At 73.6% G+C, this 25,526-nt stretch carries 3 protein-coding genes; all 3 read left to right on the forward strand.

Annotation, left to right across the window (positions count from 1 at the left end):
* Positions 1–9,891: a type I polyketide synthase gene (locus ACSC1Q_RS36075; protein WP_436763210.1), complete on the forward strand. Its 9,891-nt coding sequence runs from the start codon at positions 1–3 to the stop codon at positions 9,889–9,891.
* The gene (locus ACSC1Q_RS36080; protein WP_436763211.1) at positions 9,881–23,740 is read left to right on the forward strand and encodes an SDR family NAD(P)-dependent oxidoreductase; all 13,860 of its coding nucleotides are present in this window, start codon (positions 9,881–9,883) and stop codon (positions 23,738–23,740) included. Before ACSC1Q_RS36075 ends, ACSC1Q_RS36080 begins: the two co-directional genes overlap by 11 nt.
* A gap of 18 nt (positions 23,741–23,758) precedes the next feature.
* The coding region (locus tag ACSC1Q_RS36085; protein ID WP_436763212.1) for a type I polyketide synthase at positions 23,759–25,526 on the forward strand (1,768 nt) is incomplete at its 3' end.

Genomic DNA, 25,526 nt, shown 5'->3' on the forward strand with positions numbered 1-25,526 from the left:
ATGAGCGATCCCGGCGCGCGGAGCGGCCACGACGCCATCGCGATCATCGGACTGTCCTGCCGGTTCCCCATGGCCGGGAGTCCCTCGGAGTTCTGGACCCTCCTGCGGGACGGCGTGGACGCCGTCACCGGGCCGCCCGGCGACCGCCCCGGTCAGGCCGGCCCGCGCGGCGGGTTCATCGAGCGGATCGACCACTTCGACCCGGCCTTCTTCGGCGTCTCGCCGAGGGAGGCGGCCTTCATGGACCCGCGGCAGCGGCTGATGCTGGAACTCGGCTGGGAGGCGCTTGAGGAGGCCAGGATCGTGCCGGCGAGCCTGCGCGGCAGCCGTACGGGAGTCTTCGCGGGCGCGATCTGGGACGACTACGCGGCCCTCGCGGGCGGGCGGGGCGCGTCCGCGCTCACGCCCCACGCCATGACCGGGCTGCACCGCGGCGTCATCGCCAACCGCCTCTCCTACACGCTCGGCCTGCGCGGTCCGAGCCTCACCGTCGACACCGCGCAGTCGTCCTCGCTGGTGGCGGTGCACCTGGCCTGCGAGAGCCTGCTGGCGGGCGAGTCCGTCCTCGCCCTGGCCGGGGGCGTCAACCTGATGATCGGCCCCGACAGCGCCGAGGTCTCCGCGGCCTTCGGCGGGCTGTCCCCCCGGGGCCGGTGCGCGACCTTCGACGCCCGCGCCGACGGGTACGTGCGCGGCGAGGGCGGTGCCGTCCTCGTGCTCAAACCCCTGGCCTCGGCCCTCGCGGACGGCGACCGGATCCACTGCGTCATCCGCGCCACCGCGACCGGGAACGACGGCGGCGGCCGCACGCTCACCACACCCGAGGCGGCGGCCCAGGAAGAGGTCGTCCGGCGCGCCCACGCCCGCGCCGGGGTGCGCCCCGAGGAGGTCCAGTACGTCGAGCTGCACGGCAGCGGCACCCCGGTCGGCGACCCGGTCGAGGCACGGGCCCTCGGCGCGGCCTTCGCGGGGGGACCGGGGGTGCCCGGGACACCGGGGGCGGCGGGGGCGGCGGGGGTACGGGGAGCACCGCTGCGGGTCGGCTCGGTGAAGACGAACATCGGTCACCTGGAAGGCGCGAGCGGCATCGCCGGGCTGGTGAAGACGGCGCTGTGCGTCGCCCACGGCGAGCTGGTGCCGAGCCTGCACTTCGAGACGCCCAACCCGGACATCCCGCTGGAGGAGCTGCGCCTGAGGGTGCAGACCGAGACCGGCCCGTGGCCCGTCGCGGACCGCCCGAGGGTGGCCGGGGTGAGCTCCTTCGGCATGGGCGGCACCAACTGCCACGTCATCCTCGCCGAGGCCCCGGCCTCGGCACGGCCCGCACCCTCTTCAGGCTCCACCGTCTCCCCGGGCGCCACCGTCTCCACCGCCCCCCTGGGTTCCCTGGGCTCCGTGGCTGCCCCGGCTTCCACCGTCTCCACCGCTACTCCGCGTGCCCCGGGCTCCGTGGCCTCTCCGGCTTCCACCGTCCTCCCGGACTCCGTGGCCTCCGTGGGCTCCGCGACCTCCCCGGACCCCGACGCCTCCTCACGCTCCGCCGCTCCTTCGACTGCCGCCGGATCCTCCATGTGCCCCACCGGCGCGGAGCCCGTGGCACGCGGGGACCTTCCCGGTGTCTGGCCGGTCTCGGCACGTGGCGAGGAAGCGCTCCGGGCACAGGCGGGCCTGCTGCTGGACAGGCTGGAGCGCGACCCGGGCCTCGACCTCGCCGACCTCGGACACTCGCTCGCCACCACCAGGACCGCCTTCGAGCGCCGCGCGGCGGTCGTCGCGCCGGACCGCGAGACGCTGCTGCGCGCCCTGGCCGGGCTGGCGCACGGCGAACCCACGCCCGGCCTCGTCCGGCGAGCAGGTACGGCGGGTGCCGGACGGATCGTGTTCGTCTTCCCCGGCCAGGGCTCGCAGTGGACCGGGATGGCGGCCCGGCTCGTGGAGACCGCCCCCGCCTTCCGGGACCGGCTCGCCGACTGCTCCCGGGCGTTCGCCCCCCACCTGGGCTTCTCCCTCATCGACCGGCTGGCCGACGGTGAGCCCCTGACGGGTGACGACGTCGTCCAGCCCGCACTGTTCGCCCAGATGGTCTCGCTGGCCGCCCTCTGGGGCTCCCACGGAGTGCGGCCCACCGCCGTCGTGGGCCACAGCCAGGGCGAGGTCGCCGCCGCGTACGTGGCGGGCGCGCTGTCACTGGACGACGCCGCGCGCCTGGTCGCGCTGCGCGGCCGGGCGATGTCCGAGATCGCCGGGCGCGGAGGCATGCTGTCGGTGGCCATGTCCGCCGGCGAGGTACGGGCACGACTGGCCCGCGCGGCCGGGCGGCTCGCGGTCGCCGCCGTGAACGGCCCGGCGTCGGTCGTGGTCTCCGGAGACCTGGACGCGCTCGACGAGCTGCGGGCCGCCTGCGAGGCGGACGGCGTCAGAGCCCGCCGGGTCGCGGTCGACTACGCCTCGCACTGCGAACACGTCGACGCGGTGCGCGAGCGGCTGCTCGGCGAGCTGTCCTACCTCCGGCCTGAAGGGTCGCGCGTCGCGTTCCACTCCACCGTCACGGCCGGGCCGCTGGACACCCGCGAGCTGGACGCCTCCTACTGGTACCTCAACCTGCGGCGGCAGGTCCGCTTCGAGGAGACGGTCCGCGCCCTGGAGGCAGCGGGCCACGACCTCTTCGTCGAGATGAGCCCGCACCCGCTGCTCACCGGGGCCGTCCGGGACACCCTCGGGGCCGGGGGCGCGGTCGTCGGCACCCTCCGCCGCGACGAGGGCGGCATGGACCGCTTCCTGACCTCACTGGCCGAGGCGCAGGTCGCGGGCGCCTCCGTCGACTGGGAAACGATCTTCCCCGGCGGCCGGCCGGTGGACCTGCCGACGTATCCGTTCGAGCGGCGCCCCTATTGGCTGGACACCCGGACCGGCCCGGAACCTTCCCGCGATGCCGCCGTGTCCCTTCCCGTGTCCCTCCCCGCCACTCACGACGGTTCCCCCGAGGCGGTACGGGACCTCACGGGCGTGGTGCGCGCGCAGGTGGCCGCGATCATGGGCCACTACGCGCCCGACGCCGTGGAGATGGACCGGACCTTCAAGGACCTCGGCTTCGACTCCGCCATGTCGGTCGAGCTGTGCGACCGGCTCGCCGCCGCCACCGGACGGCCGGTGCCGGGCACCGCCGTCTTCGACCACCCGACCCCCTCGGCCCTCACCGCCCACCTGGGCTCGGCCCCGGCCGCCCCCACGCCCCCGGCCGTGGCGACGCCCTCCACCGATCCGGTGGTGATCGTGGGGATGGCGTGTCGTTTTCCGGGTGGGGTGTCCTCTCCGGAGGGGTTGTGGGATGTGGTGGCGTCGGGTGGGGATGTGGTGTCGGGGTTTCCGGTGGATCGGGGGTGGGATCTTGGGGTGTTGGGGGAGGTGTCGGCGTCTGGTGTGGGTGGGTTTTTGTATGGGGCGGGGGAGTTTGATGCGGAGTTTTTCGGGATCTCTCCGCGTGAGGCGTTGGCGATGGATCCGCAGCAGCGGTTGTTGCTGGAGACGTCGTGGGAGGCGGTGGAGCGGGCGGGGATCGACCCGTCGTCGCTGCGGGGCAGCCAGACCGGCGTCTACATCGGCGCGATGCCGACCGACTACGGCCCGCGCCTGCACGAGACCGAGGGGGAGACGGCGGGCTACGGCCTGACCGGTACGACGTCGAGTGTGGTGTCGGGCCGGGTGGCGTACGCGCTGGGGCTGGAGGGTCCGGCGGTGACGGTGGACACCGCGTGTTCGTCGTCGTTGGTGGCGTTGCATCAGGCGGTGTCGGCGTTGCGGGCGGGGGAGTGTTCGCTGGCGCTGGCCGGTGGTGTGACGGTGATGGCCAATCCGGGGATGTTCGTGGAGTTCAGCCGCCAGGGCGGGCTCGCCTCCGACGGGCGCTGCAAGTCGTTCTCCGCCGCCGCCGACGGCACGGCGTGGTCCGAGGGTGTCGGCGTGCTGCTGCTGCAACGGCTGTCGGAGGCCCGGCGCCTGGGGCGGTCCGTGCTGGCCGTCGTCTCCGGCAGCGCGGTGAATCAGGACGGGGCGTCGAACGGGTTGACGGCGCCGAATGGTCCGGCGCAGGAGCGGGTGGTGCGGCGGGCGTTGGCTGATGCGGGGTTGGTGGCGTCGGATGTGGACGCGGTGGAGGCGCATGGTACGGGGACGCGGTTGGGTGATCCGATCGAGGCGAAGGCCCTGTTGGCGTCGTATGGGCAGGGTCGGGATCGGCCGTTGTGGCTGGGGTCGTTGAAGTCGAACATCGGTCACACGCAGGCCGCTGCGGGGGTGGCGGGTGTGATCAAGATGGTGATGGCGATGCGGCATGGGGTGTTGCCGAAGACGTTGCATGTGGATGAGCCGTCGCCGCATGTGGACTGGTCGTCGGGTGCGGTGTCGTTGCTGACGTCGTCGGTGCCGTGGCCGGAAACGGGTGGGCCGCGCAGGGCTGGGGTGTCGTCGTTCGGGATCAGCGGCACGAACGCGCACGTGGTGTTGGAGCAGGGGCCGCAGGAGGTCGGCGGGAGAGCCGGGAGAGCCGGGGGAACCGAGGAAATCACGGAGATCCCGCAGGTTGTGGCAGCCCCGGGGCGCGGAGAGGTTGGGGCGGTTCCGGAGTACGGAGAGGGCCGGGTGGTTACGCAGGTCGTGACCTTCCCGGGGCGCGGAGAGGTTCAGAGGGTCCCGCAGGTTGTGGCCGTCCCGGAGCGTGGAGAGGGCGCGGGGGATCCGGAGGGCGGGGAGACGGCTCGCCCGGTGCCGTGGATCGTCACCGGCAGGGACGGCCGCGCGCTGCGCGAGCAGGCGGCGCGGCTGCGCGAGCACCTGGCAGGACACCCCGAGGCCACCCCGGCCGCCGTCGGGCACGCCCTGGCCACCACCCGTGCCACGTTCACCCGGCGCGCGGCCCTGGTCGCCGCGGACATCCGGGACTTCGACCGCGGCCTGGCCGCGCTCGCCACCGGACGGGAGACGCCGGGCCTGGTCACGGGTACGGCCTCCGGCGGGCTCGGCTTCCTGTTCACCGGCCAGGGGAGCCAGCGGCACGCGATGGGGCGCGAGCTGTACGCGGCCCACCCGGTGTTCGCCCGGGCGCTGGAGGAGGTCTGGGACGGGCTCCGGCCGCATCTCGGCCGTTCACCGGCCGACATCGTGTTCGGCGACGCGCCCCGCGAATTGCTCGACCGGACCGAGCACACCCAGACCGCGCTGTTCGCGCTGGAGGTGGCGCTGTTCCGGCTGCTGGAACACTGGGGTGTCCGCCCGGACGTCCTCGCCGGGCACTCCGTCGGGGAGCTGGCCGCCGCCCACGTCGCCGGGGTGCTCTCGCTGCCCGACGCGTGCGCGCTGGTCGCCGCTCGTGGCCGCCTGATGGGCGCGCTGCCGGAGGGCGGGGCGATGGCGGCCGTGGAGGCGTCGGAGGAGGAGGTGCTCGGCCTGCTGGCCGGGCGCGAGCACGAACTCGCGCTCGCCGCGGTCAACGGCCCGGCCGCGGTCGTCGTCTCCGGCGACGAGGCGCCCGTGCTCGGCGTGGCCGCGCACTTCGAGGCGCGAGGCCGCAAGGTCCGCGGGCTGAGGGTGAGCCACGCGTTCCACTCGCCGCGCATGGACGGGATGCTCGACGCCTTCGGGGAGGTGGCCGAGAGACTGACCTACGGGGAGCCGCGCGTCCCCGTCGTGTCGACCGTGACCGGGGGGCCGGTCGTCTTCTCCGCCGACCACTGGGTACGCCAGGCGCGCGGGCCCGTCCGGTTCGCCGACGCCGTGCGGGCCGCGCACGCGGACGGGGTGCGGACGTTCCTGGAACTCGGGCCCGACGGGGTGCTCTCCGCGATGGGGGCCGAATGCGCGCCGGACGCGGTCTTCACGCCGGTGCTGCGCCGTGGCGTACCCGAGACGACGACCCTGGCCACCGCGCTGGCGACGGCCGCCGTGCGCGGTGCGGACGTCGACTGGGGCGCGTTCTTCGGCGGCGCGCGTCCCGCCCCGCTGCCGACCTACCCGTTCCGGCGCCGTCGCTACTGGCTGGAGACGCCCCGGGCCGTGGCGGGCGAGCACCCGATGCTGGACGCCCCCGTCGAGTCGGCAGCCTCGGGGGAGACGCTGTTCACGGCCCGGCTCTCCCGCCGCTCCCACCCGTGGCTCGCCGACCACGAGGTGGCCGGATCGGTCATCCTGCCCGGGGCGGCACTCCTGGAGCTGGCCTGGCACGCGGGCGCGCGGACGGGCTGCCCGGCGGTCGAGGAGCTCACCCTCGAACGACCGGTGACGCTGCCCGGAGAGGGCCACGTCGAGGTTCAGCTCGTGGTCGCCGCCCGGGACGCCGAGGACCGCAGGGCCCTCACGCTCTACAGCCGGTCCCGGGACGGCGAGTGGACGAGGAACGGTTCCGGCCTGCTCGCCCCCGCTCACGTCCTCGCCCCCGCCTCCGCCTCCGCTCCCGCTCCCGCTCACGTCCCCGCTCCCGCTCCCGCTCTCGCCGGGACGGCGTCGTCCGGTGTGGACGCGGGCAGTACGCGCGACGCGACCTCGCCGGTCGCCGGAGACGTCCCCGAAGACGCCGGTGAGGACGCCGGTGCCGTCTACGAACGGCTCGCCGACCGTGGCTACGCCTACGGGCCCGCCTTCCGCGGCCTGCGTACCGTCCGCTACCGGGGCGCGGAGGCGTACGCCGAGGTGAGGCTGCCGGGGGGCCTGCCGCGCGGCGGCTTCGGGCTGCACCCCGCGCTGCTGGACGCGGCCCTGCACGCGTGGGCCGGTCGCCCGGCGGCCGGTGACGGACCGCCCGAACTGCCCTTCGCCTTCAGTGGCGCGTCGCTGGTCACGACCGGCGCGGAGACTTTGCGGGTACGCCTGGCGCCCGCGGACGGCGGCGGGATCACGCTGACCGCCTCCGACGAGGAGGGCAGGGTCGTCCTGTCGATCGACGAACTGGTGCTGCGCCCGGCCCGCCCGGGCTCGGCGGCGCCGGTGAACGCGATGTTCCGGCTCGACTGGCCCTCCGTGCCGCCCGGCGGGGCACCGGTGGGACGGATCGTCACGCTGGGAGAGGACCTCGCCCTCGGCCCGGTCCTCGACGCGACCCGTGCGCCGGTCCTCGGTGTGGCTCCCGAACGGTCCTCCGGTGGCGTGCCCGCCCCGGTCCCCGGCCCGGTTCCCGGTCCGGAGCGGCCCGGGGTGGTGGTCGCCAAGTGTCCTCGGTCCGGCGGCGTGCGCGCCGTCACCGGGCGTGTCCTGGCGCTGGTACGCGAGTGGCTCGCGGAGGAGCGTCTCGCCGATGCCCGGCTGGTCCTGGTGACCCGCGGCGCGGTCGCCACCGAGGCGGGACAGGCCGCCGACCCGATACAGGCCGCGGTGTGGGGGCTGGTGCGTTCCGCGCAGACCGAACATCCCGGGCGCCTGGTGCTGGTGGACACCGACGACGACTCCGCGGACCTGCTCCCGGACACGCTCGCGACCGGGCTCCCGGCCGGGCTTGCGACCGCGCTCCCGGACGCGCTCGCGACCGGGCTCTCCGCCAGGCTCGCGACCGCGCTCGCGACCGGGCTCTCGGACGCGCTCGCGACCGGCGAGCCCCAGCTCGCGCTCCGCGGCGGCACGGTCCGCGTCCCGCGCCTGGCCAGAGCCGCCACCCCGCGCCCCGGCTCGCTCCCCCCACCCGACGGGGACGCCTCCCCGGTGTCCGGCCGGAGGGTCCCGTGGCGGCTCGGGGTCGTCCGGCGGGGCACGCTGGACGGGCTGGCCCTGCGGCCCTGCCCCGAGGTGGACGGACCACTGGCGCCCGGCCAGGTCCGGGTCTCGGTGCGCGCGGCGGGCGTGAACTTCCGTGACGTGCTCGGCGCCCTGGGCCACTATCCGGGCGATCCAGGTCTCCCCGGCCTCGAAGCGGCCGGAACGGTCAGCGAGGTGGGGCCGGGCGTCACGGGGATCGCGCCGGGCGACCGGGTGATGGGCGTGTTCTCCGGCGCCTTCGGTCCCGTCGCGGTCGCCGACCGGCGGGCCGTCGCGCCGATCCCCGCAGGCTGGACGTACGCACAGGCGGCCGCCACGCCCATCGCTTACCTGACCGCCTACCACGCGCTGGTCGAGCTGGCGGGGCTGCGGCACGGCGAGTCCGTGCTGATCCACTCCGCGGCGGGCGGGGTGGGCACGGCCGCCGTCCGGCTCGCCCGGCACCTGGGCGCGGACGTGTACGGCACCGCCTCCCCTGCCAAACACGACGCCACCGGCCTGCCATCCGAGCGGGTCGCCTCGTCGCGGGACACCGCCTTCGAGGAACGGTTCCGGGCGGCCACCGGCGGCCACGGCGTGGACGTCGTGCTCAACTCCCTCGCGGGGGAGCCGACCGACGCCTCCCTGCGGCTGCTGGCCCCCGGGGGCCGCTTCGTCGAGCTGGGCAAGACCGACCTCCGGGACCCGGCCGGAGTCCGCTACCACGCCTTCGACCTGCTCGAACTGGAACCGGACCGGATCGGCAGGATGCTCTCCGAGCTCGCCCCGCTGTTCGCCGACGGGACGCTCGAACCGCCGCCGGTCACCGCCTGGGACGTACGCCGGGCACCCGAGGCGTTCAGGTTCGTCGGCCAGGCCAGGCACACCGGCAAGGTCGTGCTGACCGTCCCGGGCGGGCCCGACCCGCAGGGCACGGTCCTGATCACCGGCGGCACCGGCGCGCTCGGCCGGGCACTGGCCCGGCACCTGGTGGACGCGTACGGCATGCGCCACCTGATCCTGGCGGGGCGCCGCGGCCTCGCCGCCGACGGCGCCGCGGACCTGCGGCGGGAACTGGCCGGGCTGGGCGCCACGGTCACCTTCGCCGCCTGCGACGTCGCCGACCGCGCGGCCGTCGCCGCGCTTCTCGGCACCGTCCCCGCCGAGCACCCGCTGACCGCCGTCGTGCACGCCGCCGGTGTCCTCGACGACAGCGTGATCACCGAACTCACCCCCGGACGGCTCGACACCGTACTCCGCGCCAAGGTCGACGGCGCCCTGCACCTCCACGAGCTCACCGCCGGTGCGGACCTGCGGGCGTTCGTCCTGTTCTCCTCTGTAATGGCCACCCTGGGCGGGGCCGGACAGGCCAACTACGCGGCGGCCAACGCGGCACTCGACGCGCTGGCGCAGAGACGGCGGGCCCGTGGCCTGCCGGCCACCGCGCTCGCCTGGGGCCCCTGGCTGCAGGCGGAGGGCATGGCCGGTGGCCTCGCCGCCGCCGACCTGGCCAGGATGGCCCGTTCCGGGCTGCGGCCCATGCCGACCGCCGACGCGCTCGCCCTGTTCGACCTGGCCCTGGCCGGGGACGAGGCGGTGTCCGTACCGGCCGCGTTCGACCTGGGCGCGCTGCGGGCGCGCGGCGGGGAGACACCCGCGGTGCTGCGCGGGCTGCTGACCGCGCGCCCCGGGCCCGGGGAGAGGGCGTCCACGCGGGCCGGGGACGCGACGCCCGCCCCGGCCGAGGATGTCGCCGGGCCCACGCTGCGCGAGCGGCTTGAGGGGGCGGCTCCCGCGGAGCGGGAGAAGCTCCTGCTCGACCTGGTGCACACACACGCCGGTCTGGTGCTCGGGCACGGCGCCGCCGCCGACGCGATCGACGGCGAGACGCCGTTCAAGGACCTCGGGTTCGACTCCCTGACCTCGGTCGAGCTGCGCAACCGGCTGAGCGCCGCCACCGGCTTGCGGCTGCCCACCGGCCTGCTGTTCAACCATCCCAGTCCCGGCGCCCTGGTCCGCTATCTGCGCGATCGGCTGTTCCCCGCGGACCCGGCCCCGGAACCGCCGGTCCCACCGGCACCGCCACCTGACTCGGACGTCACCGAGCGACTTCGTACGGCCAACCTCGACGACCTCCTCAGTTTCATCGACAAGGAGCTCACCCATGGCGAATGACGAGCAGCTCGTCGAGTATCTGCGCCGGGTCACCATCGAGTTGCAGGAGACCAGGCAGCGTCTCCAGGAGGTGGAGTCCCGCCGCCCCGATCCGGTGGTGATCGTGGGGATGGCGTGTCGTTTTCCGGGTGGGGTGTCCTCTCCGGAGGGGTTGTGGGATGTGGTGGCGTCGGGTGGGGATGTGGTGTCGGGGTTTCCGGTGGATCGGGGGTGGGATCTTGGGGTGTTGGGGGAGGTGTCGGCGTCTGGTGTGGGTGGGTTTTTGTATGGGGCGGGGGAGTTTGATGCGGAGTTTTTCGGGATCTCTCCGCGTGAGGCGTTGGCGATGGATCCGCAGCAGCGGTTGTTGCTGGAGACGTCGTGGGAGGCGGTGGAGCGGGCGGGGATCGACCCGTCGTCGTTGCGCGGCAGCCAGACCGGCGTCTACATCGGCGCCATCGCGCAGGACTACGCGGCTCCCCTGTACTCCCCGCCGGAGGGCTTCGAAGGCCACCTGCTGACCGGTACGACGTCGAGTGTGGTGTCGGGCCGGGTGGCGTACGCGCTGGGGCTGGAGGGTCCGGCGGTGACGGTGGACACCGCGTGTTCGTCGTCGTTGGTGGCGTTGCATCAGGCGGTGTCGGCGTTGCGGGCGGGGGAGTGTTCGCTGGCGCTGGCCGGTGGTGTGACGGTGATGGCGAACCCGGGGATGTTCGTGGAGTTCAGCCGCCAGGGCGGGCTCGCCTCTGATGGGCGCTGCAAGTCGTTCGGGGCCTCGGCCGACGGCACGGGCTGGTCCGAGGGCGTGGGGGTGCTCGTCGTCGAACGCCTTTCCGATGCCGTGCGTAACGGTCATCGGGTGCTGGCGGTGGTACGTGGGTCGGCGGTGAATCAGGACGGGGCGTCGAACGGGTTGACGGCGCCGAATGGTCCGGCGCAGGAGCGGGTGGTGCGGCGGGCGTTGGCTGATGCGGGGTTGGTGGCGTCGGATGTGGACGCGGTGGAGGCGCATGGTACGGGGACGCGGTTGGGTGATCCGATCGAGGCGGAAGCCCTGTTGGCGTCGTATGGGCAGGGTCGGGATCGGCCGTTGTGGCTGGGGTCGTTGAAGTCGAACATCGGTCACACGCAGGCCGCTGCGGGGGTGGCGGGTGTGATCAAGATGGTGATGGCGATGCGGCATGGGGTGTTGCCGAAGACGTTGCATGTGGATGAGCCGTCGCCGCATGTGGACTGGTCGTCGGGTGCGGTGTCGTTGCTGACGTCGTCGGTGCCGTGGCCGCAGACGGGTGGGCCGCGCAGGGCTGGGGTGTCGTCGTTCGGGATCAGCGGGACGAACGCGCATGTGGTGTTGGAGCAGGGTCCGGTGGTCGATCCCCCCGAATCTTCGGAGGTTTCTGGGGTTCCGGTGCCGTTGGTGGTGTCGGGTCGGTCGGTGGGTGCGGTGGGGGATTTGGTAGGGGGTTTGCGGGGTCGGGTGGTGTCGGCGGGCGCGGGCCGGGTGTTGGTGTCGGGTCGGGCGCGGTTTGAGCATCGCGGGGTGGTGGTGGGCGGGGAGTCGGTTGAGGGCCGGGTGTTGGGCGCCGGTGCTGGTTCGGGTGGGGTGTTTGTTTTTCCTGGTCAGGGGTCGCAGTGGGTGGGGATGGGTGCGGGGTTGTTGGAGTCCTCGCCGGTGTTCGCGGATCGGTTCGCGCAGTGTGGTGAGGCGTTGGAGCCGTTTGTTGATTTTTCGGTGGTGGATGCGGTGCGTGGGGGGTTTGGGCTGGATCGGGTGGAGGTGGTGCAGCCGGTGTTGTGGGCGGTGATGGTGTCGCTGGCGCAGGTGTGGCGGGGTTTTGGGGTGGAGCCGGTCGCGGTGGTGGGGCATTCGCAGGGGGAGATCGCGGCTGCGGTGGTGTCGGGGGGGTTGTCGTTGGGTGATGGTGCGCGGGTGGTGGCGTTGCGCAGCCGGTTGCTGGGTGGGGTGGCGGGTCGGGGTGGGATGGCGTCGGTCGCTCTTTCGGCGGATCAGGTGGAGGAGCGGCTCGGGGGTTGGGGTGGGTTGTCGGTGGCGGCGGAGAACGGTCCGGCCTCGACGGTGGTATCGGGTGAGGCCGGGGCGTTGGCGGGGTTTGTGGCCGAGTGTGAGGCGTCGGGGGTGCGTAGCCGGGTGATCGCGGTGGATTACGCCTCACACTCGGCGCAGATGGAGGAGATCGGGTCTGAGGTGGTGGAGGCGCTGGCGGATATTTCGCCGCAGGTGCCACGGGTGCCGTTCTTCTCCACGGTGAGTGGGCGGTGGTTGGACGAGCCGTTGAACGCGGGGTATTGGTTCCGGAATCTGCGGGAGCGGGTGCGGTTCGCCGAAGCGACAGCGGGGTTGATCGGGGCCGGGCATCGGGTGTTCGTGGAGGTGAGCCCGCACCCGGTGCTGACGGTGGGGGTGGAGCAGTCCCTGGAGGCCGCAGGGGTGGAAGGCGCGGCGGTGGGGACGTTACGCCGCGACGAAGGCGGCATGGACCGCTTCCTGCTCTCTCTGGGTGAGGCGTTCGTCCACGGGGTGGAGGTCGACTGGAGTCCGGCGTTCGGGGACGCGCCCCCGGACCTGGACGCGGACCTGCCCACCTACCCCTTCCAGAGAAAGCACTACTGGCTCGCGTCCCCCGCCGCCCGGTCCGGTGGTCCGGCGACGGCAACCGTGGACGAATGCCGTTACCGCGACGAATGGCGGCAGGGAATCACCGCCGAACCCGCGCCGCTCTCCGGAACATGGCTGGTCGCCGTACCACCCGGACGTCAGGACGACCCGCTCGCCGGACTGTGCGCGGAGGCGCTCCGCGCTCGCGGTGCCACCCCCGTGGTGGTCCCGGTCGACGCGGAAGGGGCACTCGCGGCGCTGCGCGGACACGCGGGCGCCGCCGGCACGCTGTCCCTGCTGTTCCTCGACGAGGCCGAGGCCCTGGCGTCGACCACGCGGCTGGTGCGGGCGCTCGCGGAAGCGGGCGTCGAGAGCCCGCTCTGGCTGGTGACCCTGGGTGCCGTCGCAACCGGCGAAGCCGACCCGCCGCGTGCTCCCCGCCAGGCGGCCCTCTGGGGCCTGGGCCGGGTGATCGCCCTGGAACGGCCGCACCGCTGGGGCGGCCTGATCGACCTGCCCGAGACCGTGACGGAGGCCGTCGCGGGGGACCTGGCCACGGTCCTCGCCGCCGGCGACGGTGAGGACCAGGTGGCCGTACGAGCGGAAGGTGTCCTGGTACGCCGTCTGGTGCGGGCGCCGCTGAACGGCGCGCCCCCGGCGCGGCCCTGGCGTCCGCACGGGACGGTGCTGGTCACGGGCACCGGCCTGGTCGCGACGCGGGTCGCCCGGTGGCTCGCGGAGCAGGGGGCCGACCGCGTCCTGATGGCCGGGCGCCGAGGCGCCGCCTCCCCGGACGCGCGGACGTCGCGGGACGAGGCGGAGGCCCGGATCCACGTGACCGCGTGCGACATCACCGACCGGGACGCCGTCGCCGCGCTGCTCGACGGCATCCCCGCCGACCAGCCGCTGACGGCGGTCGTCCACGCGGCCGGCGCGGGAGACGACGCCCCGCTGGACGACCTCACCCCCGAACGGATCGTCTCCGCCGCCCGGCCGCACCTCGAAGGCGCGACGATCCTCGGCGAGCTCACCGGCGACCTGGACGCCTTCGTGCTGATCTCCTCCCTCGCCGGGACCCTGGGCACCCCCGGACGGGCGGGCACGGCCGCCGGACACGCCTACCTCGAAGCGCTCGCCCGCTCCCGGCGCGCCCGAGGGCTGCCCGCCACCGTGATCCACTCGGGCGACTGGGTACGCGACGACACGCGCAGGGCCCACGGCCTGCGCGAACTCGCGCCCGACCTGGTGTTCCAGGCACTGCGCCAGGCGCTCGACCACGACGAGACCGCGATCACCGTCGCCGACATCGACTGGCCGCGCTTCCACCTGGCCTTCACGGCCTCGCGCGCCAGGCCGTTGCTGGCCGGTGTGCCCGAGGCGCGGGCGATCGCCGAGGCGGACGCGCACGACGACGGCTTCGCCGCCCGGCTGGCGGGCCTGGGCGACGCCGAACGGAGCCGCGTCGCGCTGGACCTGGTACGCGCCCAGGTCGCCGCCGTGCTCCGGCACGACGACCCCGGCGCGGTACGGACCGGCCTGCCGTTCAAGGACCTCGGGTTCGACTCGCTGCTCGGCGTGGACCTGCGCAACCGTCTCAACGCGGCGACCGGTGTACGGCTGTCCGCCACGCTGGTCTTCGACCACCCGACCCCCGAGGCCCTGGCCGGGCACCTGGTGTCGACGGTGACCGGGACGGCCGGACGGCTTCCAGAGCCCAGCGTCAGCGTCACCGCCGAGGACCCGATCGCGATCGTGGGGATGGCCTGCCGTTTCCCCGGTGGGGTGCGTTCGCCGGAGGACCTGTGGCGGCTGGTCGCCGGGGGCGGGGACGCCATCGGCGACTTCCCCACCGACCGCGGCTGGGATCTGGAGGGGCTCTACGATCCCGACCCCGACCGGCCGGGCAAGAGCTACGTACGACACGGTGGTTTCCTCTACGACGCCCTGGAGTTCGACGCCGGGTTCTTCGGGATCTCGCCGAACGAGGCGCTGGCGATGGATCCGCAGCAGCGGTTGCTGCTGGAGACCTCCTGGGAGGCGTTCGAACGGGCCGGGATCGACCCCACCTCCGCCCGCGGCAGCCAGACCGGCGTCTTCGTCGGCCTCAGCTACCAGGACTATCTGACCCGGCTGCACGAGCAGCCCGCCGGTTTCGACGGACACCTCCTCACCGGTACCACCGCCAGCGTCGCCTCCGGCCGGGTCGCCTACCTCCTCGGACTCGAAGGCCCCTCACTCACCGTCGACACGGCCTGCTCGTCGTCGCTCGTCTCGCTGCACCTGGCCGCCCAGGCGCTACGCCGTGGCGAGTGCTCGCTCGCCCTCGCCGGTGGCATCGCCGTCATGTCCACTCCCGGTATGTTCCGCTTCTTCAGCCGCCAGCGCGGCCTGGCCCCCGACGGCCGCTGCAAGCCGTTCTCCGCCGCCGCCGACGGGTTCGGCGCGGCGGAGGGCGTCGGCATGCTGCTGGTGGAGCGCCTGTCGGACGCCCGCGCGAACGGTCACCGGGTGCTGGCGGTGGTGCGGGGTTCGGCGGTGAATCAGGACGGGGCGTCGAACGGGTTGACCGCTCCCAATGGTCCGGCGCAGGAGCGGGTGGTGCGGCGGGCGCTGGCCAACGCGGGGGTGGCGGCGTCGGAGGTGGACGCGGTCGAGGCCCACGGGACCGGTACGGCACTGGGTGATCCGATCGAGGCGCAGGCGTTGATGGCCGCCTACGGGCAGGACCGTGAGCGTCCGTTGTGGCTGGGGTCGGTGAAGTCGAACATCGGTCACACGCAGGCCGCTGCGGGGGTGGCTGGTGTGATCAAGATGGTGATGGCGATGCGGCATGGGGTGTTGCCACGGACGTTGCACGCGGATGAGCCGTCGCCGCACGTCGACTGGTCTTCCGGAACGGTGTCGCTGCTGACCGAGGCACAGGAGTGGCCGAGGAACGCCGGAGCCCGGAGAGCCGCGGTGTCGTCGTTCGGCATGAGCGGCACGAACGCGCACGTGATCGTCGAGCAGGGGCCGGAGGTGGCGGATCTCCCGGCGGCCGACGGGGGTCCTTCGCCGGTTCCGGTTCCGGTGCCGTTGGTGGTGTCGGGTCGGTCGGTGGGTGCGGTGGGGGATTTGGTAGGGGGTTTGCGGGGTCGGGTGGTGTCGGCGGGCGCGGGCCGGGTGTTGGTGTCGGGTCGGGCGCGGTTTGAGCATCGCGGGGTGGTGGTGGGCGGTCAGGTGGTCGAGGGCCGGGTGCTGGGCGCCGGTGCTGGTTCGGGTGGGGTGTTTGTTTTTCCTGGTCAGGGGTCGCAGTGGGTGGGGATGGGTGCGGGGTTGTTGGCGTCCTCGCCGGTGTTCGCGGATCGGTTCGCGCAGTGTGGTGAGGCGTTGGAGCCGTTTGTTGATTTTTCGGTGGTGGATGCGGTGCGTGGGGGGTTTGGGCTGGATCGGGTGGAGGTGGTGCAGCCGGTGTTGTGGGCGGTGATGGTGTCGCTGGCGCAGGTGTGGCGGGGTTTTGGGGTGGAGCCGGTCGCGGTGGTGGGGCATTCGCAGGGGGAGATCGCGGCTGCGGTGGTGTCGGGGGGGTTGTCGTTGGGTGATGGGGCGCGGGTGGTGGCGTTGCGCAGCCGGTTGCTGGGGGGTTTGGCGGGTCGGGGTGGGATGGCGTCGGTCGCTCTTTCGGCGCGGCAGACAGAGGGGTTGTTGAGTGGTTGGGGTGGGTTGTCGGTGGCGGCGGAGAACGGTCCGGCCTCGACGGTGGTATCGGGTGAGGCCGGGGCGTTGGGGGGGTTTGTGGCTGAGTGTGAGGCGTCGGGGGTGCGTAGCCGGGTGATCGCGGTGGATTACGCCTCGCATTCGGCGCAGATGGAGGAGATCGGGTCTGAGGTGGTGGAGGCGCTGGCGGGTATTTCGCCGCAGGTGCCACGGGTGCCGTTCTTTTCCACGGTGAGTGGGCGGTGGCTGGACGAGCCGTTGGACGCGGGGTATTGGTTCCGGAACTTGCGGGAGCGGGTGCGGTTCGCCGAAGCGACCCGAGGGTTGATCGGGGCCGGGCATCGGGTGTTCGTGGAGGTGAGCCCGCACCCGGTGCTGACCGTGGGGGTGGAGCAGTCACTGGAAGCCGCAGGGGTGGAAGGCGCGGCGGTGGGGACGTTACGCCGCGACGAAGGCGGCATGGACCGCTTCCTGCTGTCGCTGGGTGAGGCGTTCGTCCACGGGGTGGAGGTCGACTGGAGTCCGGCGTTCGGGGACGTGCCCCCGGATCTGGACGCGGACCTGCCCACCTACCCCTTCCAGAGAAAGCACTACTGGTTGGACGCACCGCCCCCGGCGGCCGACGCGCACGGTCTCGGTCTCGTGCCCGATGAGCACCCCCTGCTCGGCGCCGTCCTCGACGGCGCGGACGAGGACGGCCTGGTGTGGACGGGCAGGGTGTCACTGGAGACCCATCCGTGGCTGGCCGGTCACGCCGTACGGGAAACCGTGCTCATGCCCGGTGCGGCGTTCGCCGAACTCGCCGTGCACGCCTGCGCGCACACCGGGCTCGGCCAGGTGGAGGAGCTGACCCTGGAGGCGCCGCTGGTCCTCCCCGAGCACGGCGGCGTGCGCCTCCGCGTCGTCGCCGGTGCCGGAGACGCGACCGGCGTCCGGCCGGTGCGCGTCTCCTCGCGGCAGGACGGCTCCGACATCTGGACCAGGCACGCGAGCGGCCTGCTCGGCCCGGCCACGGGTGAATCAGTGGACGACCCGCGACCGGCTGTGGGCGGGCCGGTGTGGCCGCCCGCCGGTGCCGAGCCGATGGACGTCCGCGACCGCTACGACCGGCTCGCCGAGCAGGGGTACGCCTACGGGCCCGCGTTCCAGGGGCTGCGCGCGGCCTGGCGGCACGGCGGCGACATCTACGCCGAAGTGACCCTGCCGTCCGCCGGTCAGGACGACGCGAGCCGGTTCGGCATCCACCCGGCACTGCTGGACGCCGCCCTGCACGCCCGCGAGATGCGCGCGGGCGAGGGTGAGGTCCTGCTGCCGTTCGCCTGGACCGGGATCCGGCTGCACGCCCGCGCCGCGACCACCCTGCGCGTGCGGCTGACCCCCACCGGCGCGGACGCCTTCCGCGTGGAGGCGGCCGACGAGCAGGGCAGGCCCGTCATCGAGGTCGACTCCCTCGCCGTGCGTCCCGTCCAGGTGAGGCGGCTCACCGGCCGTCCTGTCGCGTCCCTGTTCACCGTCGACTGGACCCCGGTGCGGGACGGCCGGCCGGTCGCCCCGCTCGTCCCGCACCCTGGCCTCGCCACCGTGCCGGAGCCCGTCCCCGGCACCGTGCTCGTGGAGGCACCCCGGGCGGCCGGGCCGGACGAGGCGGCCCGGTGGGCGCTGCGGATCGTCCGGCAGTGGCTCGCCGAGGAGCGGTTCGGCTCCGCCCGGCTGGTGGTGGTCACCCGGGGCGCGGTCGGCACCGGCACCACGGGGGAGACCGTCGCCCCCGGCCACGCGCCCGTGTGGGGACTGCTCCGCTCCGCCCAGTCCGAGCACCCCGGCCGTTTCGTCCTGGTGGACCTGGGCGACGGCGACCAGCCGATCCTCGTACCCGACGAGCCGCAGGTGGCCGTACGCGGAGGCCGGGCGCTCGTCCCCCGGCTGGCCAGGACCGGTCCCGCGACCGGCACCGGCCTGCCGCGCCTGGACGGCACCGTCCTGATCACCGGCGGTACCGGGACCCTCGGCGGCCAGATCGCCCGCCATCTCGTACGCGAGCACGACGTCCGGCGGTTGCTCCTGCTCGGCCGCCTCGGACCCGCCGCCCCCGGGGCCTCGGACCTCGTGACCGAGCTGCGCGGGCTGGGCGCCGACGTGACCGTGACCGCCTGTGACGCGGCCGACCGCGACGCGCTCGCCACGGTCCTCGACCGGACCCCCGACCTGGTGGCCGTCGTGCACGCCGCCGCCGTCCTGGACGACGGGATCGTCGAGTCGCTGGACCCCGCCCGCCTCGACGCCGTCATGCGTCCCAAGGCGTACGCCGCGCTGAACCTGCACGAACTCACCCTCGGGCGGGACCTCGGCGCGTTCGTGCTGTTCTCCTCGCTCTCGGGCATCCTGGGCGCGCCCGGTCAGGCCGGATACGCCGCCGCCAACGCCTACGTCGACGCCCTCGCCCAGCACCGCCGCGCCCTGGGGCTGCCCGCCGTCTCCCTGGCCTGGGGGGCGTGGGAGCAGCGCAGCGCGCTCACCGGCGACCTCGACGACACCGAGGTCACCTGGTGGACCGAGAACGGTGTCACCCGGATGCCGACCGAGGAAGGTCTCGAACTCTTCGACGCCGCCCTCGCCGTCGGCGCGCCGCTGCTCGTCCCCGCGCGCCTGGACCCCCGCGAGGCACGCCGACCGGCCGACGCCCCGCTCCCGCCGCCGCTCAGGAGCCTCGTCCGCGTCCCCGTACGGCGGGCCGCCGACGCGGCCGGTGCCACCTCGGCGATCGCCGGGCTCGGCGAACGAGAGCTGCTCGACCTGGTGAGGGCCCAGGTGGCCGACGTCCTCGGCTACGCCGATCCGGGCCAGGTGGAGACCGGCACCGCGTTCAAGGACCTCGGCTTCGACTCCCTGCTCGCGGTGCGGATGCGGAACCGGCTAAACCAGGTGACCGGGCTGCGGCTGCCCGCCACCATCGTGTTCGACCACCCGACGCCCGAGGCCCTCGCCAGACACCTCGGGGCGGGCAGGCCCGAACCCCGCGAGGCGCCCCGCCCCGTCCCGTCTGGCGAACCCGTCGCGATCGTGGGGATGGCCTGCCGTTTCCCCGGTGGGGTGCGTTCGCCGGAGGACCTGTGGCGGCTGGTCGCCGGGGGCGGGGACGCCATCGGCGACTTCCCCACCGACCGGGGCTGGCAGGCCGTCTACCACCCCGACCCCGACCATCGGGGCACCAGCTACGCGCGCTCCGGCGGTTTCCTGCACGACGCCGGGGAGTTCGACGCGGAGTTCTTCGGGATCTCCCCGCGTGAGGCGCTGGCGATGGATCCGCAGCAGCGATTGCTGCTGGAGACCTCCTGGGAGGCGGTGGAGCGCGCCGGGATCGACCCGTCGTCGCTGCGCGGCAGCCAGACCGGTGTCTTCGCCGGTGTGATGTACCACGACTACGTCACCGACCCGAGGACCCTGCCCGAGGAGCTTGAGGGCCACCTGCTGTCCGGCAACGTCGGCAGCATCGCCACCGGCCGGGTCGCCTACACGTTCGGCCTGGAGGGGCCGGCGATCACGGTGGACACGGCCTGCTCGACCTCGCTCGTCGCGCTTCACCTCGCCGCCGCCTCGCTGCGCCAGGGTGAGTGCTCGCTCGCCCTGGTCGGCGGCGTCACCGTGATGCCCACGCCCACTCCGTTCATCGAGTTCAGCCGCCAGCGTGGCCTGGCTCCCGACGGCCGGTGCAAGCCGTTCTCCGCCGCCGCCGACGGCACCGGCTGGTCGGAGGGGGCGGGGATCCTCGTCGTCGAACGTCTGTCCGATGCCGTGCGTAACGGTCATCGGGTGCTGGCGGTGGTGCGGGGTTCGGCGGTGAATCAGGACGGGGCGTCGAACGGGTTGACCGCGCCGAACGGCTTGGCGCAGGAGCGGGTGGTGCGGCAGGCGCTGGCCAACGCGGGACTGGCGGCGTCGGAGGTGGACGCCGTGGAGGCCCACGGGACCGGTACCACGCTGGGCGATCCGATCGAGGCGCAGGCGCTGATGGCGGCCTATGGCCCGGGCCGGGAGCGTCCGCTCTGGCTCGGGTCGGTGAAGTCGAACATCGGTCACACGCAGGCCGCCGCGGGGGTGGCGGGTGTGATCAAGATGGTGATGGCGATGCGGCACGGGGTGTTGCCACGGACGTTGCACGCGGACGAGCCGTCACCGCACGTCGACTGGTCTTCCGGAACGGTGTCGCTGCTGACCGAGGCACAGGAGTGGCCCGGAGCCGATCACCCCCGGCGGGCCGGGGTCTCCTCCTTCGGTGCCAGCGGCACGAACGCGCATGTGGTGTTGGAGCAGGGTCCTGTGGTCGATCTCCCCGAATCTTCGGAGGTTTCTGGGGTTCCGGTGCCGTTGGTGGTGTCGGGTCGGTCGGTGGGTGCGGTGGGGGATTTGGTGGTGGGTTTGCGGGGTCGGGTGGTGTCGGCGGGTGCGGGCCGGGTGTTGGCTACGGGTCGGGCGCGGTTTGAGCATCGCGGGGTGGTGGTGGGCGGTCAGGTGGTCGAGGGCCGGGTGCTGGGCGCTGGTGCTGGTTCGGGTGGGGTGTTTGTTTTTCCTGGTCAGGGGTCGCAGTGGGTGGGGATGGGTGCGGGGTTGCTGGCGTCCTCGCCGGTGTTCGCGGATCGGTTCGCGCAGTGTGGTGAGGCGTTGGAGCCGTTTGTTGATTTTTCGGTGGTGGATGCGGTGCGTGGGGGGGTTGGGCTGGATCGGGTGGAGGTGGTGCAGCCGGTGTTGTGGGCGGTGATGGTGTCGCTGGCGCAGGTGTGGCGGGGTTTTGGGGTGGAGCCGGTCGCGGTGGTGGGGCATTCGCAGGGGGAGATCGCGGCTGCGGTGGTGTCGGGGGGGTTGTCGTTGGGTGATGGTGCGCGGGTGGTGGCGTTGCGCAGCCGGTTGCTGGGGGGTTTGGCGGGTCGGGGTGGGATGGCGTCGGTCGCTCTTTCGGCGGATCAGGTGGAGGAGCGGCTCGGGGGTTGGGGTGGGTTGTCGGTGGCGGCGGAGAACGGTCCGGCCTCGACGGTGGTATCGGGTGAGGCCGGGGCGTTGGGGGGGTTTGTGGCTGAGTGTGAGGCGTCGGGGGTGCGTAGCCGGGTGATCGCGGTGGATTACGCCTCGCACTCGGCGCAGATGGAGGAGATCCGTGGGGAGTTGGCCGAGGCGTTGTCGTCGGTGACTCCTTCGGTGCCACGGGTGCCGTTCTTCTCCACGGTGAGTGGGCGCTGGTTGGACGAGCCGTTGGACGCGGGGTATTGGTTCCGGAATCTGCGGGAGCGGGTGCGGTTCGCCGAAGCGACCCGAGGGTTGATCGGGGCCGGGCATCGGGTGTTCGTGGAGGTGAGCCCGCACCCGGTGCTGACGGTGGGGGTGGAGCAGTCCCTGGAGGCCGCAGGGGTGGAAGGCGCGGCGGTGGGGACGTTACGCCGCGACGAAGGCGGCATGGACCGCTTCTTGTTGTCGCTGGGTGAGGCGTTCGTCCACGGGGTGGAGGTCGACTGGTCCCCGGCGTTCGGGGACGCGCCCCTGGACCTGGACGCGGACCTGCCCACCTACCCCTTCCAGAGAAAGCACTACTGGCTGCGGCCGGTCGAGCCCGCCGTCGCGCAGGACACCTGGGGATACGACGTCGCCTGGCACCCGGCCACGGGCACACCGGCCGGAGGAGCGCTGACCGGCGACTGGCTGGTGATCGCCCCCGCCGGGGACCACGACCCCGTTCTCGTCCGGGCGGCGGCCAAGGCACTGGAACGGCACGGAGCCCGGCCGGTGACCCTCGTCCTGGACGGCACCGCGGACCGTGACGAGGTCGTGCGGACGCTCGCCGGGCGCGACCGGCCCGCGGGCATCCTCTCCCTGCTCGCCTTCGACGACGACCCCCACGCCCGCCACCCGGCCGTGCCCGGCGGGGTGGCCGGCCTGCTGACCCTGGTCCAGGCGCTGGCCGAGACCGGATGGGCCGTCCCGCTGTGGTCGGTCACCTCCGGTGCCGTGTCCACCGGCTCCGTAGACCCGGTACGGCGCCCGGTCCACGCCGAGACCTGGGGGCTGGCCCGGGTGGCCGCCCTCGAACAGCCCCGCGTCTGGGGTGGTCTCGCCGACCTGCCCGAGACGCCGGACGACACCGCCTGGGACCGGCTCTGCGGAGTGCTCGCCGGGCTAGGCGACGAGGACCAGGTCGCGATCCGCGACACCGGCGACACCGGCGTCCTGGTCCGTCGCCTGGTCAGGGCACCGCTCACCGCGCCCGCGAGGTTCCGTACGTCCGGCACCGCGCTGGTCACCGGCGGCACCGGCGCGCTGGCGCCGCACCTCGCCCGCTGGCTCGCGGCACGCGGCGCCGAGCACATCGTGCTGGCCTCCCGTCGAGGCACCGGAGCGGAGGGGGCGGACACGCTGGCGGGCGAGCTGGCGGAGAGGGGGGTCACCGTCACGACCGTGAGCTGCGACGTCGCCGACAGGGACGCGGTCGCGGCACTGCTGGACCGGCTGCGGGCGGACGGGCACTCCCCGCGTACGGTGGTGCACGCCGCGAGCGCGGCGCGGCTGGCCTCGCTGGCGGAGACAACGATCGGGGAGTTCGCCGACGCCGTCGCCGCCAAGGTGCACGGCGCGACACACCTGGACGAGCTGCTCGACCACGATCGGCTGGACGCGTTCGTCCTCTTCTCCTCGATCGCCGGGGTGTGGGGCAGCGGCGACCACGGCGCCTACGCCGCCGCCAACGCCTTCCTCGACGCGTACGCCGCATACGGCAGAGGTCGCCCCGGACACCGCCCGACCTCGGTCGCCTGGGGCGTCTGGGACAGCGAACGCCTCGCCGAACAGGTGGACGCGGAACGGCTCCGCCGCCAGGGCCTGCCGTCCCTCGACCCCGCGACGGCCTTAGACCGCCTGGACCGGGTCCTGACCGGCGGCGCGGCCTTCGCCGCGGTCGCCGACGTGGACTGGGAGACGTTCGCCCCGGTCTTCGCCTCCGCCCGGCCCCGGCCCCTGGTCGCCGACCTCACCCTTGTCGGCACGGGGCACCGCACCGACGGGCCCGAGAGCCCGGACGAGACGTACGCCCGCCGCCTGGCCGCGCTGCCGCCCGCCGAGCAGGAGCGCGAGCTGCTGCGGACGGTGATCGCCCACGTCGCGGAGGCGCTGGGCCACACCTCGCCCCGGGAGATCGGCGCGGACCGGGCGTTCAGGGAACTCGGCTTCGAGTCGCTCACCGCGGTGGAGCTGCGCAACCGGCTCAACGCCGCGACGGGCCTGCGCCTGCCGGTCACCGTGGTGTTCGAGCACGCCAACCCGGCCGCGCTGGCCGGGCACATGCGATCGCTGCTCGTCGGCGCCGAGCCGTCCCCGCACGCCGAACTCGACCGCCTGGAGGCCGCGGTCACGTCTCTCAGTGGCGAGGAGCGTTCGGTCATCGCCGAACGGCTCGCGGCCCTGCTGGCGAAATTCGGCACGGACGACGGCACCCCGGGCGACGAGGAAGAGGACGACCTGTTGTCCGCGACCGACGACGAGATCTTCGATCTCATCGACCGAGAGCTCGGCGCGTAGGAATCGGGAGGGATCACGGTGGCGGACGAGGACAGGCTGCGCGAATATCTCAAGCGCGTCACCGGCGAGCTGCGCAGGGCGAACCGGCGGTTGAAGGAGACCGAGGACAGGAGCCGGGAGCCGATCGCCATCGTCGCGATGGCCTGCCGGTACCCCGGTGGCGTGCGGTCTCCGGAGGACCTGTGGGACTTCGTCCTCGCGGGCCGCGACGCCGCCGGGGAGTTCCCCGCCGACCGGGGCTGGGACCTCACCTCCCTGTACGACCCGGACCCCGCGGCCTCGGGGAGCACCTACGTCCGCGCCGCCGGTTTCCTGGACGACGCCGACCGGTTCGACGCGGGGTTCTTCGGGATCTCTCCGCGTGAGGCGCTGGCGATGGATCCGCAGCAGCGGTTGTTGCTGGAGACCTCCTGGGAGGCGTTCGAACGGGCCGGGATCGACCCGTCCTCACTGCGCGGCAGCCAGACCGGCGTCTTCGTCGGGATCAACCACCACCAGTACGGCCCCCTCTTCGAGCGGGCCCCGGCGAACCTGGAGGGTCACTTCGCGACCGGCGTCGTGCCGAGCGTCGCCTCCGGGCGGATCGCCTACGCGCTCGGCCTCGAAGGTCCCGCCATCACCGTCGACACCGCCTGCTCGACGTCGCTGGTCACACTGCACCTCGCCTGCCAGGCCCTCCGCCAGTCCGACTGCTCCCTCGCGCTGAGCGGCGGCGCCACCGTGCTGTCCACCCCCGGGGCGTTCGTGGAACTCAGCCGCCAGCGCGTGCTGTCCTCCGACGGCCGGTGCAAGCCCTTCTCCGCGGACGCGGACGGCATGGGCATGGCCGAGGGCGCCGGAATGCTCGTCCTGGAACGGCTGTCCGACACCCTGCGCAACGGTCACCGCGTGCTGGCCGTGGTCCGAGGCTCCGCGCTCAACCAGGACGGCGCCTCCAACGGCCTGACCGCGCCCAACGGCACCGCCCAGCAGCAGGTCGTACGGCTGGCCCTCGCGAACGCCGGGCTCTCCGCGGCCGACGTCGACGCGGTCGAGACCCACGGCACCGGCACCGCCCTCGGCGACCCGGTGGAGGCCCGCGCCCTCATGGCCACGTACGGTCGCGAGCGGCCCGCGGGCCGTCCGCTCCGGCTCGGCGCGCTGAAGTCCAACATCGGCCACACGCTGGCCGCCTCCGGCGTCGGCGGGGTCATCAAGACGGTGATGGCGCTGCGGCACGCCACTCTCCCGCGTACTCTCCACGCCGAGAACCCCACCCCACACGTCGACTGGGCCGCCGGTGGGCTGGCCCTGCTGACCGAGACGATCCCGTGGCCGGAGACCGGGGCACCCCGGCGGGCGGGGGTGTCGGCGTTCGGGTTCAGCGGCACGAACGCGCACGTGGTGTTGGAGGAGGCGCCCGCGCAGGAGGAGGCCGTCGTCCCCGTTGAGGACGGTGGGGTGGTGGTGTGGCCGTTGTCGGCGAGGAGCGGGTCGGCGCTGCGTGCGCAGGCCGAGCGGCTGGGTGCGTATGTAGCTTCTTCGGCGGTGTCAAGTGTGGATGTGGCGCATTCGTTGGCGGTGGGTCGTGCGGTGTTGGAGCACCGGGCCGTGGTGGTCGGCCGGAGCCGAGATGAGCTGGTGAGTCGGCTGGCGGAACTGGCTACTGGAGATGTGTCGACCGGGGTGATCTCCGGGACGGCCGGTCAAGGCGGGCTCGGGTTCCTGTTCACCGGTCAGGGTGCTCAGCGGGCAGGGATGGGCCGGGAGTTGTATGAGGCGTTCCCGATGTTCGCGACCGCTTTCA

Origin of the sequence: Streptosporangium heterodermiicola, from assembly GCF_051390675.1 — a bacterium.
Taxonomy (GTDB): Bacteria; Actinomycetota; Actinomycetes; order Streptosporangiales; family Streptosporangiaceae; genus Streptosporangium.

What these genes read in the sequence shown, in the direction of transcription:
- ACSC1Q_RS36075 (WP_436763210.1), top strand. Translation starts at nt 1, where the DNA reads ATGAGCGATCCCGGCGCGCGGAGCGGCCACGACGCCATCGCGATCATC.
- ACSC1Q_RS36080 (WP_436763211.1), top strand. Translation starts at nt 9,881, where the DNA reads ATGGCGAATGACGAGCAGCTCGTCGAGTATCTGCGCCGGGTCACCATC.